Genomic DNA, 12440 nt, shown 5'->3' on the forward strand with positions numbered 1-12440 from the left:
CGGTGCGGGCGGGGCGGGTCAGTGCGGGCGGCCGGCGCCCGCGCAGCGGTCGAGGATGCCCGGCAGCGCCTTGGGGTTGTCGACCTTCGTACGCAGGGTCGGCTTCCATCCGGCGCCGGACTGGAGGGTCTCCGCCGGGATCTCGGCGTTGTGGACCGCGATGAGGTCCGTCAGCTTGCCGTTGACGTAGTTGTTCTCGGCGGTCAGCGGCGACTCGTTCCACTTCTTCAGCACCTTGCCGACGCTCGTGCCGGCCGGCAGCGAGATGGAGTTGTCGCTGGCGTGGAGCTGTGAGGAGATGCCGACACCGAAGATGTAGTAGTCGTCCTTCTGCTCCTCGGTCACCACGTAGTGGTTGTTGTAGACGTCGACCTGTCCGAACCGCACCCGCGGGGAGCGCTGCAGGATGCCCTCGAAGCGGTTGTGGTGCATGGTGACCTTGAGCTTGCCGCCGTCGGTGGTGGCGAGGCCGTCGCCGTTGCCGATCAGCATGTTCTTGTCGTGGTTCTCGTAGCGGTTCCAGGACACGGTCACGTAGTTGGAGCCGCGCACGATGTCCGTCAGCCCGTCATGCTGCTGGAAGACCTTGCCGAAGTAGACCGGCCGCTCGCTGTCGGGGTAGCGCCCGTCGGTGAAGGTGTTGTGGTCGAGCCACACGTGGTCGGTGCCGTAGACGACCACGGTGTCGTACTCGGAGTTCCAGTTGCCGGTCTTGTTGTCGTCGGTGGGGTCCCACTTGGGGAAGCAGTCGAGCGGGGCCTCGATGGTGAGGTTGCGCAGGATGACGTTCGAGACGCCCTTGATCTGGATGCTGCCGCCGAGGATGCCGGAGTTCTTGCCGACGCCGACGATGGTGGTGTTGCTGGGGATGTTGGCCTTGATCTCCGTGTCCTGCTTGGCGGCGGAGGCGACCCGGGCGTCCTCCTGCGGACCCTTGGCGACCTCGTCGTTGCCGTAGACGGCCGGGTCGTAGTCCTTGAGGTACTGCTGGAGGTCGTACCCGCCGGTGACGAAGGCCTCGCAGCCCTGGGAGACGGCGTCGATCATGCCCTTGACCTTGATGATCTTCGGCGCGTCGCCGCCGTCCTTCAGCGCGGCCTTGAACTCGGCCCAGGTGGTGACGGTGTAGACGTGCTCGGCATCGGCGGCCGACCCGCCGGTCGTCCCGGCCCCCTCGGAGCCCCAGCCGTCGCCCGCGCCGAGGACCTGACGGCCGAGGTCACGGGGCCCGGCCTGGGCACCGGTACCGGTGAGACCGAGGACGAGCGCGGTGCAGCCGATCAGCACAGCGGCCTTCGCTGTGGCATGCCCATGCCATACCTGTGCGTTCATTGTGCGGCTCTCTTTTCTGCGGTCGGGGTGGTTACGCGGCGGCCTGCGGCCAGGTGATCCAGGACTCCGGGATCTCCTCGTCGAGCCGGCGCACGTCCTGCGGGCCGAGCACCCGCGTACGCAGCAGCTCTCGCGCCACGAGACGCGCCACGGCGATCGCGCCCGGTGGGTTGAAGTGCGTGTTGTCCTGCTCGGTGGCGGTCCAGTTGAAGTACGTCTTGGTCCCTTCGACCCCGAGCTGCTGCCACAACGCGAGGGACAGGGCCTGGATGTCGAGCAACGTGACGCGCTCCTCCTGAGCGAGCGCGCGCATCGCCGCCGGATAGTCGCCGTGGGTCGGCACGGCGTTGCCGTCGGCGTCGAACTTCCGGCGCTCGACGGCGGTGGCGAGGACGGGGCGAGCCCCACGGGCCCGGGCGCCGTCGATGTAGCGGCGCAGATAGTCCTGGTACGTCGTCCAGGGCTCGGTGTACCGGGTGGGGTCGGCGACCTTCTCGTCGTTGTGGGCGAACTGGATGAGAAGGAAGTCCCCGGGCCGGATCGCCTGAAGGATGACGTCGAGCCGGCCTTCGTCGACAAAGCTCTTCGAACTGCGCCCGTTCACCGCGTGATTGGAAACGGGCCGGTCCTTGTGCAGAAAGAAGGGCAGCGCCATGCCCCACCCGGTCTCGGGGGCGGCGTCGGCGTATTTCTGGGCGGCGGTGGAATCACCGGCGATGTAGAGGGTGCGGTGGCGCTGCGCTGCTTGGGCTGTGCCGGTGCCCGAGAGGGCGAGAGGAACGGCGGCAACGGCCGCCAAACTGACCTGTCTGCGGGTAAGGGACACGAAGGTGTGCCTTTCAACAGGGAGAGGTGAAATGCCCTAAGGGGCGCGGGGCTGCATCGATTTGCGGCTCCGCCGCGTGGGCGCGACCAGCCACAAACCACCCGCAGCCGGCCGCGCAGCGATACGACCGAGCTCTCAGCCGTTACGCGACTTCCACTCGGCCTGAGCCTCGTTCAGCTGACCGGCCACCGTGTCCAGGAACTCCTTGGCGCTCATGTCCCCGTTCAGCACCTTCTGGAAGTTCGGCTCGTTGTCGGCCTTGGAAACGGTGTTCCAGTCGGGCAGGTAGTACGGCAACTGCACGATCGTCGTAGAGCCGTCAGTCAGCGCGGCCGCAGCCAACTTCGTGGGCTCGGCCTTCGAGATCCACGCATCCTTGGCGGCGTCGTTGTTGGCCGGCACCTGCCCCGCCGCCTCGTTGAACTTCGAGTTCTCCTCGTGCGAGGAGGCGAACTCGATGAACTTCCAGGCGGCCTCCTTGTTCTTGGAGCTCTTGAAGAGGCCGATCCCGTCCACCGGGTTGGACACCTGGACCCGCTTGCCGGAGGCGCCGACCGGCTGCGGAATGCCCCGGAACTTCTCCGTCCCGAGCGCCTTCACATGGTCCTGGTACGACCCCAGGTTGTGGTTCAGCATCCCGATCGTGCCGGAATCCCACTGGGCGACCATCTTGGTGAAGTCGTTGTTGAGGTCGGCGGCCGGAGTGACCTTCTTGTAGAGCGCGGCGTATTTCTCCAGCGCGGCCACGTTCTTCGGGTCGTTGACGGTCGTCTTCTCCCCGCTCGCGTCCCAGAAGGAAGTGATCCCGGACTGCCCGTACATCGCGTCCAGCGCCTGGGCGATGGAACCGGCACCACCACGGATGGTGTAACCGAACTCGTTCTTGCCGGAGTCGGTGAGCTTCTCCGCGGCCGTGTAGAACTTGTCCCAGGTGGTCGGCTCGTCCAGCCCCGCCTTCTTGAACAGATCGGTGCGGTAGTACAGCACACCGTTGTTCGCGGAGGTCGGAATCGAGTACAGCTTGTCGTCGCCACCGCCCGCGGCCTTCAGCGAGGTGAGCATGTCCTCGTTCAGCTTGCCGTTCAGGGAGGACTTCGCGAGCCGGCCGTCCAGCGGCTCCAGCGCGTTCTGCGCGGCGAACCCGGCGAGCATCGCCGCGCCCACACCGCCGACGTCCGGCAGGCCGCCGCCCTGGAGTGCGGTGTCCACCTTGGACTGGTAGTCGGTGGACGGGATCCCGACGTACTCGACCTTGATGTCGGGGTTCGCCTTCTGGAAGTCGGCGATGATCTCCTTCCAGATGTCGGTGCGGACACCGCCGTTGTTGTCCCAGAAGACGATCTTTCCCGTGCCGCTGCCCTCGGCGCCCTTGTCGCCGCCACTGCCGCCGCTGCCGTCGTCACCGCAGGCGGTGGCGGTCAGGGCGAGGACGGAACCCAGGGCGACGGCCACGGCGGCGCGCCTGCTTCTGCGATTGCTGATCTTCATTGGTCGGCTCTCTTCTTCTGGATCCAGCGGAGCTATGCAGTTGTGGGGGTCTCAGTGGCGGGTGTGCGGCGCCCAGCCGTCCGTGCCCTGGAGGTAGGCGGCGACGTTGTGGACCCGCGCCTCGTCCGCGCTCATCTGCGGCCGGTCCGCGGTCACCTCGGCTCCCGGCCCGACGTTCCGGTACTCGGTGAAGCGCGCGTCCTTCCACGAGAAGCCGCTCATGTCGGTCCACGGGGCGGACTTGACCGCGGCGGGCAGCCAGGTGTCGCGGATCAGCACCTGTGCGACGGCGTTCGGCTCGCCGCCCGGATGCCACGGCCGCCCCAGGTGGAAGGTCCCGGCCGGCGCGTCGCTCACGATCTTCGAGCGGGTGATCAGGAACCCGTACGGGTTACCGGTCCAGGTCGAAGCGGCCGTGATGTACCCGTTGTTGGTGTCGGAGCCCCGGCTCAGCGCCCGGATCACCGAACGCTCGATGACGGTGGTCGCCCGCCCGTACACGAAGTCGACGTCGCCCTCGATGTAGGAGTCGCGGATGTAGACCCGGCTGATCACGTCCAGCTTGGGGCTGTCGGTCATCAGGGTGTCCTGGTTGCCCAGGAAGGCGGTGTCCTCGAAGACGATCCGGTCGCCGGTCGTCTTCATGGCGAGGGCCTGCTCGCCGCTCAGCTCGACCGCGGCCTCGTCGAAGTCGTTGCTGAAGGTGAGGTTGCGGGCGGTGACGTCGTTCGCGGCGATCCGGACCGTCGCGCTCCCCGTCGAACCGCCGTACGCGGCAGGCGTGTCGAAGACGATGACGGTGTCGGACCGGTCCTGTCCAGTCCCCCGCAGCACGATGTTCGGCTTGGTCGCGGGGATGAACACCTTCGCGCGATACGTCCCCGGAGCCACCGCGATCGTCACCGGCACGGCGTTGCCGTCGGGCACGGCGTCCACGGCGGCCTGCACGGTCGGGTAGTCGGCCGGGACGTGCAGGGTCGTGCCGATCCGCTGCTGCGGTCCGGAGAACTTCTTCACCAGCGCCGGTACGGCGGCGGCCGGGTCGAGCCGGTAGTCGTAGAACTCCCGCGGATCGAAGGCCGTCCCCCACGCGTCCTGACGCCCGCTGACGTTCTTCAGGATCGAGCCGCGCTGCACCAACTCGGCGGTGGCGTCGGCCTGGTAGGGATGCTGGACTCCGTCGTAGTAGCTGTTCTCGATGACCATCCTGGTCCGTCCGCGCGACCAGTTCCCGTACGTCCACGTCGGGTCGCCGTCGGCCACCTGCGCCGAGAGGTAGTTGTTGTAGAGGTGGGCGTAGGCGCAGTTGTCGGCGGACGGGTTGCGTTGCTTGGTTCCCGTGAACCAGTTGTGGTCGATCGTGATCTCCGTCTGGACGTTGGTCGTCCAGCCGATCCCGAAGGCCTTGTTGTGGCTGGTGAACTGGTTGTAGGAGACGGTGATGTACCGGCTGTCCTTGCGGATGTCGAGCAGTCCGTCGCCCATGTGCGTGAGGCGGTTGTGGTCGATCCAGACGTGGTCGACGGTGTCCATCTGGATGGCGTCGAAGTCGGTCGTCTTGCCGTCCCAGTCGCCCTCGACATAGGAGTCGCGGATCGTCAGGTTGCGGATGATGACGTTGCTCGTACCGGGGTTGAGGTGCAGCTCGCCGTGGACGATCTCGCCGGTGTCGCCGACGCCGACGACGGTCTTGTTCGAGGTCACGACGATGTCCGAGCCGAAGGGCTCGACGGCGATCGCCCCCGACACCCGGATGACGTACGGCTCTTCGGCCGCCGCGTACTTCGCGAGCGAGGCCTGGTCGGTGACGGTGACGACCTTGCCGCCCGCGCCCCCGGTGGTCCCGCCGGCCAGCGAGGCGAAGCCGTGCGGCTGATCGGGCCGGCTGTCGGCGGACGAGACAGTCGGGGCGGGCAGGGCGGTCGGAGCACTCGGAGCAGGGCTCACCGCCTGTGCCTCGCCGACCGCCCCGAGGTACAGGGCGGCCACCAGGCCGAGCACGGCGGCCACGACCCTGCCGTGTCCCGGTCTCGCATACCCCGGTCTCGGCAAGCGCTTGCTATGGAGGTGCGTCATTGCGGCTCCCAACAGGCGTACGGGTGGTGGGTTACAAGGGGGTGATCCGGAACTGCGTGAAGCTCGCCGCGCCGGCGTGTCCCGGGCCGGTGGGCGCGAGGGCGAACAGGCCGAGCAGGGCGCCGACCCAGCGCCAGGGGGTGGCGGCGAAGACCGGGCCGGACGGGCGCAGGCCCTCCCCGATGTCGTACTGGAAGCGGCAGCGCGCCCCCGCCCCGATCTCGATCCGCAGCCGCACCCGCCCCTGAGGCGCGAGCCGCGCGTGTTCGGCGTCCCGCTCCTTCTCCGCGACGGCCTCGGCGAACCGGTGCACCACGTGCACCTCTTTGTCCGTGCCGCGCTGGAGCCCGATCCAGCCGAACGCGTCCCCGAGCACGGTGAGCCCCGCCCGCGCCCCCGGCTCCTCACTGTCCAGCCGCAGTTCGACCTCGACCGCGCACGGCGTGCCGGGCAGCCGCTGTGTGAGGACGTTCGGCAGTTTGCGCAGGTCGTGGGCGTCGGCCGAGCGGACGCAGGCCAGCTTCAGGCCGTCGCCGGAGTGCTGGGTGGCCCAGCCGTCCTGCGGGGTGGCGGTCCAGGACCACTGGCGGCCGAAGCGTCCGCCGGGGAAGTCGTCGTCGGTGGCGGGCGCGGCGGGCGGCTGCGGCGGCAGGCCGGGCCTGCGGTGTACGGCGACGGGGGCGCCGTCGTCGCCGAGCACCGGCCAGCCGTCGGGGCCCCAGCGCATCGGCTGGAGGTGGACGACCCTGCCGTACGCGCCCCGCTGCTGAAAGTGCAGGAACCAGTCCTCACCGGACGGGGTGCGCACCCAGCCGCCCTGGTGCGGCCCGTTGACGTCGGTGTCCTTCTGTTCGAGGACGATCTTCTCCTCGTACGGCCCGAAGAACTCGCGTGAGCGGAAGGCGCCCTGCCAGCCGGTCTCCACTCCCCCGGCGGGGGCGAGGATCCAGAACCAGCCGTCGTGCCGGTAGAGCTTGGGTCCTTCGAGGGTGAACCAGCCGGGGATCCGGTCGCCGTCGACGATCAGCTTGCCCTCGTCGAGGAGCTCGGTGCCGTCGGGGTGCATCCGGTGGCCGGTGAGGCGGTTCTTGACGCCGGAGCGGGACTTGGCCCAGGCGTGCACGAGGTAGGCCTCGCCGGTCTCGTCGTCCCACAGGGGGCAGGGGTCGATCAGGCCCTTGCCCTCCTTGACCAGGTGCGGGCGGGTCCAAGGGCCGCGGATCTCGGGGGCGTTGACCTGGAAGACGCCCTGGTCGGGGTCGCCCCAGAAGATCCAGAAGCGGTCGTCGTGGTGGCGGAGGGCGGGGGCCCAGACTCCGCAGTCGTGCCGGGGGGCCGCGAACTCCTGCGCCGGTTCGAGGTGGTCGACGGCGTGGCCGACCAGGGTCCAGTTGACCAGGTCGCGGGAGTGCAGGAGGGGCAGGCCCGGGGCGCGGCCGAAGCTGGAGGCGGTGAGGTAGAAGTCGTCGCCGACACGGACGACGTCCGGGTCGGACCAGTCGGCGTTCAGGACGGGGTTGCGATACACGTCGGTCGTCACGGGCTCACCGCCTTGCGGACCAGGGCCGCCGCTTCGAGCCGGCTGATACGGCCGTCGGCGACGACGGTGACGATCCGGCGGACGGCGGTCTCGCCGGGCGGGATCGGCAGCCGTTCCTCGGCGGCGAGGGAGGAACCGACGCCGGGATACTCCCCGGCGCGCACGAACCACGGATCCCGGCGGGTCTGTTCGGTGGCCCCGGCGAAGACCAGGGTCCAGGTGGAGCCCGCGAGAGCCACCCAGGGGGCGCGGGTGCCGTGGATCTCCTGCTCGCCCTCGCGGTCGGCGGTGAACACCTTCGGCGCCGACGCCTCCTTGCGGGCCCGCCAGAAGAAGCCGCCGTACGCCGCGCCGGGGCGGCCGTTGGTGGCGGGGCTGCCGATCGACAGCGGGCCGGAGGTGACGTTGGTGAGCGAGAAGGTGAAGTCCAACGCCCAGGCGGCGTCGGAGAGTTTGGTGGTCGCGACCGTACGGCGCTCGCGCAGCAGCTCGGCCCCCGCCGCCACCCACCGCAGTTCCTCGACGAAGCCGTCGGGGTCGCGCAGCTGGAAGGCGGTGTGGCGCTGGGCGCCGTGGTTGTCGAGCTCGGTCGGGCCCTGGTCGCGGACGTAGGTGCGGCCGCCCCAGAAGTTGTGCCCCTCGACGTCGGGAACGGCGACACCGACGCCGAGGTGGTGTATGTGGTCGGCGGGGCTGAGTTCGGTGACCGCCGTGCCGGCCAGGGTGGTGACGGGGTGCAGATACGGGCGCGGGGAGAGCCGGAGCGGCAGTTCGGGCCGGGTGACGTACCGGCCGACCGGTCGGCTCGCGACGCGCAGCACCGCGGTGTCGTGGGGGGTCATCAGGTGCTCACCGCTTTCGTTCGTGCCGGAAGGGCCCAGGGGGCGCCCAGCTCGGAGTAGAGGGCGAGGGTGTCGGCGGCGGCCGCGACCAGGCCGTCGATGCCGGGCACGACCCGGCGCTGCTCGCCGGGTTCGCCGGGTAGCAACTGCCAGGCCTCGTGCGGCAGCGGGGCCGGGTCGGGGGCCAGCCGAATCGCCTCGACGACCTTCATGAAGGCGCCGGTCGCCTCGGGGGTGACCAGCAGGTCGGTGCCGTCGGTGAGGTGCCCGACGAGGTTCTCCAGCAGGTCGGTGCGGCCGTACTCGTACTCCTCGGGGCCGTGGTTCGCGCGCTGGAGCAGGACGCGGTCCTGCTTGTACCAGAAGGTGATCCGGCCGTGTTCGCCGTGGACGACGACGTACGGATCGTCGGGGTCCTCGGCGCACAGGGTCGCGGCGACGACGACCTGGGGGCCGTGCGCGGTGGTGACCCGGACGCAGGAGGTGTCGTCGGACTCGATGTCGTTGGCGCGCAGCAGCTCGGTCTCGATGGCGGTGACGTCCTCGGCCCGCACCGTGCCACCCAGCGCGAGGGCGGTGGCGACGGCGTGCGCGAGCGGGTTGGTCAGCACGCCGTCGATCACGTCGACGCCGTTCAGCCGCCGCTTGCCCGCCCAGGGCGCCCGCCGGTAGTACGCCTCGGCCCGCGCCCAGGCGCCGGCACCGCCGATCCCGACGATCTCGCCGATGGCGCCCTCGGCCATCAGCGTCCGGACCGCGGGCACCGCCTGCGAGCCCAGCGACTGGAAGCCGATCTGGCAGACGACCCCGGCCTCGGCGACCCCGTCGGCCATACGCCGGAACTCGGCGTACGACGGGGCGGGCGGCTTCTCCAGCAGGATGTGTACGCCCCTGCGCGCGGCCGTCAGGGCCAGGTCGGTGTGGGTCGGGATCGGCGTGCAGATCACCGCGACGCTCGCGCCGGTGGAGTCGAGGAGGGCACCGAAGTCGGCGGACTGTTCGGGCGTCCCGAGGCCGGCCGGGAGTTCGTCCGCGCTCAGCGGCGTCAGCTCGCAGATCCCCGCCAGCCGGACGGTCCCCTTGTCCTGGAGCCGGCGGATGTTGTCGAGGTGCCAGCGGCCGTGGCCACGCGCGCCCGCCAGGACGATGGGTACGGCAGTGCTCATGGGATCCTCCCTGCGCCCGCGCCGCGTGCCACCTCACGGTCGGCCGTGGCGGCGCTGTCGATCTTTGTGTGCAGGGTAGGTGTCCAGCCGACGTCGGCCGTGAGGTCACGCTCGCTGCCGGAGTTGTAGGCGTTGTGGATGGCTAGCAGGTCCACCGGATAGCCGTTGAACAGGGTGCCGGACTGGCGGAGGGCGGTGCCGTTCCAGCTCTTGACCAGGTCGGCGACCTCGACGTGGCCGGGGGTGGTGAAGGCGTTGTTCTCGGCGTAGACGGCGGACTCGGTCGACACGCCGATGGAGTAGCGGTAGTCGGGGGCGGCGGCCGGGACGACGTACCGGTTGTTGTAGAGGTGCACCTGCCCGAAGCGGACGCGGGGCGCGCGCTGGACGACGGACTCGAACTCGTTGTGGTGCAGGGTGACCCGCAGCTTGCCCCGGTCCCCGGTGGCCGTGTCGCCGTTGCCGATGAGGATCGCCTTGTCGTGGTCGGCGAACCGGCTCCAGGAGACGGTGACCAGGTCGGCGGCGTTGGTGATGTCCAGCAGGCCGTCGTGGCGCAGGTAGTTGCGGCCGAAGTAGGTGGGTTCCTTCTCGTCCAGGTGGCCCTTGTCGCCGACGGTCACATGGTCGATCCAGACGTGGGTGGCACCGCGCACCCAGATGTTGTCGTACGCCGCCTTCCAGTCGCCGAGGCCGCCGGTGTTGGGCTGCCAGACGGGGAAGCAGTCGTAGGCGTCGCGGAGTTCGAGGTTGCGGACGATGACGTTTTCGGCGCCTTTGAGCTGGAGGCTCGCGCCCTTGAGGACCGCGCTGTCGCCGAGTCCGACGATGGTGGTGTGGGAGCCGACGGCCAGCTCGATCCGCTCGGCCTGCCTCGCCGCCGAGGCCTGGCGGGCCTCCTCCTGCGGGCCACTGGGCTTGGCGGAGCCCCAGGTGCGGGGGTCGTAGGCGGCCAGGTACTTCTTGGTGCTGTAGCCGTCGGTGGCGTAGTCGGCGCAGTCCAGGTGGTCGCCGTCGTCGTCGGTGTTGGCGTCGATGGTGCCGGCGATCTGGATGATCTTCGGCGTCGCGCTGCCCCCGTCGAGCGCCCGGACGAGCTCGCTGCGGTTCCGTACGGTGAAGACATGGGCGTCGTCGGCGGTGAAACCCCCCGTGGTACCACCGTCGGCCGCCGCCCAGCCGTCGTTCGCGTCGAGGGTGTCGCGGCTGATGTCGCGTGCCTCGGCCCCGGCCGGGGTGCTGAGCGCGAGGCCCAGCATCCCGGCGAGGACGGCCAGTCGAACTCCGTGTCGGGTCCTCATCCCTTCACCGCCCCCGCGCTGAAGCCCGTGATCAGCCACTTCTGGATGAAGGCGAACACGATCACGACGGGCACGGCCGCGATGATGCCGCCGGCGGCCAGTGCACCCAGGTCGACACTGTCCGCGCCCATCAGGGTGTTGAGGCCGACCGGGATGGTCTGCTTGTCCGGGTTGTTGAGGAACATCAGGGCGAACAGGAAGTGGTTCCAGGAGTGCACGAAGGCGAAGGAGCCGACGGCGATCAGACCGGGCCGCAGCAGCGGCAGGACGACGATCCTGAAGGCCGTCATCCGGTTGCAGCCGTCGACCCAGGCCGCCTCCTCCAGGGAGTACGGCACGTTCTTGATGAAGTTGCTGATCAGGATCATCGACAGCGGTAGCTGGAAGACCGTCTCGGCGAGGATGACACTGCCCAGCGAGTTGATCATCTGCAGCTCGGCGAAGATCTCGAACAGCGGCACCAGGAGCAGCGCGCCCGGCACGAACTGGGAGCACAGCAGGGCGAGCATGAAGGCCCGCTTGACCTTGAAGTTGAACCGGGCGAGGGCGTAGCCGCCGGCCAGCGCGACCAGGGTCGTCATCAGCAGGGTGGCGACGCCGACGAGCACGCTGTTCTGGAAGTAGGTGCCGAAGGCCCGCTCGGTCCACACCTTCTCGAAGTGGTCGAAGGTGATCGGCCAGGGCAGCAGCGACGTCGAGCCGGACGGACGGACGGCGAAGAGCAGGATCCAGTAGAACGGGATCAGGGTGAAGACGAGGTAGATCGACAGCGGCAGATAGATCTGCCAGCGCGGGACCTCGTCCCAGTTGCGGCCGGCCTTGAGCGGCCGCGGGGGGTCCGCGACCGGACGCGCGGGAGCGGGCGCCACCTTCGTGGCCTCCTTGGTGATCACTTGTCCTCACCTCCGAACTTGCTCAGCCGCAGATAGACCATCGAGCAGAAGAGCAGGATCACGAACGCGACCGTGGTCAGGGCGGACGCGTAACCGAAGTTGTGGGCGTCCACGGATGTGTTGGCGATGTACAGCGGGAGGGTCGTCGTCTCTCCCGCCGGGCCGCCGCCGGTCAGCGTGTAGAGCAGGTCGACGTTGTTGAACTCCCACACCGCGCGCAGCAGCGTGGACAGGACGATGGCGTCCTTCAGATGGGGCAGTGTGATGTGCCAGAACTGCTTGATGCGGCTGGCCCCGTCGACCTCGGCGGCCTCGTACAGGTCCTTCGAGACGGACTGGAGGTCGGCGAGGATGAGGATCGCGAAGAAGGGCACGCCGCGCCACAGGTCGGCGACGATCGCCGCCGGGAACACGGTGGAGGTGTCCGACAGCCAGCTGGTGCCGTAGGAGCCGATGCCCACGTCCGCGAGGTAACGGGTGATGCCCGTCTGGGAGTTGTAGAGCAGCACCCAGATCGCCGAGGTCAGCACGCCGGAGACGGCCCAGGGGGAGAACACGAGCGCACGGCCGAGCGCCCGTCCCACGAAGGTCTGGTTGACGATCAGCGCGAGCGCGAGCCCGAACAGCAGTTGCAGCCCGACCTCCACGACGACCCACTTGGCGCTGAAGACGAGCGTGTCCCAGAACAGCGGGTCGTCGGTGAAGGCGTGGACGAAGTTGTCGAAGCCCGCGAAGCCGTTCCGCCACGGCTTGGTGGGGTTGTACTCCTGCAGGCTGTAGTAGAAGACGCTGATGACCGGGTAGGCGATGAATCCCAGCATGAGCAGGGCCGCCGGGGCGATCAGCAGATACGGGAGCCTGCGCGGCGTGGCGGAGGCACGGCGTCGCCGGGGTGGCGCGGGCGGTTTCGCCACGGCTGCGGCTTGGGCCATGACTGTTCTCCGTTCTGGTACGTCGTGCGTGCGTCGAGCTTGCG

Annotated in this window: 10 protein-coding genes; all 10 read right to left on the bottom strand. The window is 69.3% G+C overall.

What is annotated here, in order from left to right:
- Positions 1-18: 18 nt before the first annotated feature.
- The 10 genes from AB5J49_RS11250 to AB5J49_RS11295 all read right to left on the bottom strand — a co-directional run bounded on the left by AB5J49_RS11250 (position 19) and on the right by AB5J49_RS11295 (position 12396).
- Positions 19-1332 (bottom strand): polysaccharide lyase family 1 protein, encoded by a 1314-nt coding sequence (locus AB5J49_RS11250; protein WP_369168419.1) that lies wholly within the window; start codon positions 1330-1332, stop codon positions 19-21.
- 31 nt (positions 1333-1363) lie between these two features.
- Positions 1364-2158 carry a rhamnogalacturonan acetylesterase gene (locus AB5J49_RS11255; RefSeq protein ID WP_369168420.1) on the bottom strand — a complete coding sequence of 265 codons (795 nt, stop codon included), beginning with the start codon at positions 2156-2158 and terminating at the stop codon, positions 1364-1366.
- Between the two features lie 135 nt (positions 2159-2293).
- Complete coding sequence (locus AB5J49_RS11260; protein ID WP_369168422.1) at positions 2294-3646, bottom strand: sugar ABC transporter substrate-binding protein; 1353 nt, start codon at positions 3644-3646, stop codon at positions 2294-2296.
- A gap of 51 nt (positions 3647-3697) precedes the next feature.
- Positions 3698-5722, bottom strand: a complete 2025-nt coding sequence (locus AB5J49_RS11265; protein ID WP_369168423.1) for a pectinesterase family protein — start codon at positions 5720-5722, stop codon at positions 3698-3700.
- A gap of 31 nt (positions 5723-5753) precedes the next feature.
- On the bottom strand, positions 5754-7262 hold the full coding sequence (locus tag AB5J49_RS11270; protein ID WP_369168425.1) for a family 43 glycosylhydrolase: 1509 nt from the start codon (positions 7260-7262) through the stop codon (positions 5754-5756).
- Positions 7259-8104, bottom strand: a complete 846-nt coding sequence (locus tag AB5J49_RS11275; RefSeq protein ID WP_369168426.1) for a PmoA family protein — start codon at positions 8102-8104, stop codon at positions 7259-7261. The genes AB5J49_RS11270 and AB5J49_RS11275 overlap by 4 nt, the downstream gene beginning before the upstream one ends.
- Positions 8104-9270, bottom strand: coding sequence for a Gfo/Idh/MocA family protein (locus AB5J49_RS11280; protein ID WP_369168427.1), 1167 nt, complete (start codon positions 9268-9270; stop codon positions 8104-8106). The genes AB5J49_RS11275 and AB5J49_RS11280 overlap by 1 nt, the downstream gene beginning before the upstream one ends.
- Positions 9267-10571 (bottom strand): polysaccharide lyase family 1 protein, encoded by a 1305-nt coding sequence (locus AB5J49_RS11285; RefSeq protein WP_369168429.1) that lies wholly within the window; start codon positions 10569-10571, stop codon positions 9267-9269. The genes AB5J49_RS11280 and AB5J49_RS11285 overlap by 4 nt, the downstream gene beginning before the upstream one ends.
- On the bottom strand, positions 10568-11464 hold the full coding sequence (locus tag AB5J49_RS11290; RefSeq protein WP_369168430.1) for a carbohydrate ABC transporter permease: 897 nt from the start codon (positions 11462-11464) through the stop codon (positions 10568-10570). Before AB5J49_RS11290 ends, AB5J49_RS11285 begins: the two co-directional genes overlap by 4 nt.
- On the bottom strand, positions 11461-12396 hold the full coding sequence (locus AB5J49_RS11295; RefSeq protein WP_369168431.1) for a carbohydrate ABC transporter permease: 936 nt from the start codon (positions 12394-12396) through the stop codon (positions 11461-11463). The genes AB5J49_RS11290 and AB5J49_RS11295 overlap by 4 nt, the downstream gene beginning before the upstream one ends.
- Positions 12397-12440 lie beyond the last annotated feature (44 nt).

The organism is Streptomyces sp. R28, from assembly GCF_041052385.1.
In the GTDB taxonomy this organism is placed as follows: Bacteria; Actinomycetota; Actinomycetes; order Streptomycetales; family Streptomycetaceae; genus Streptomyces.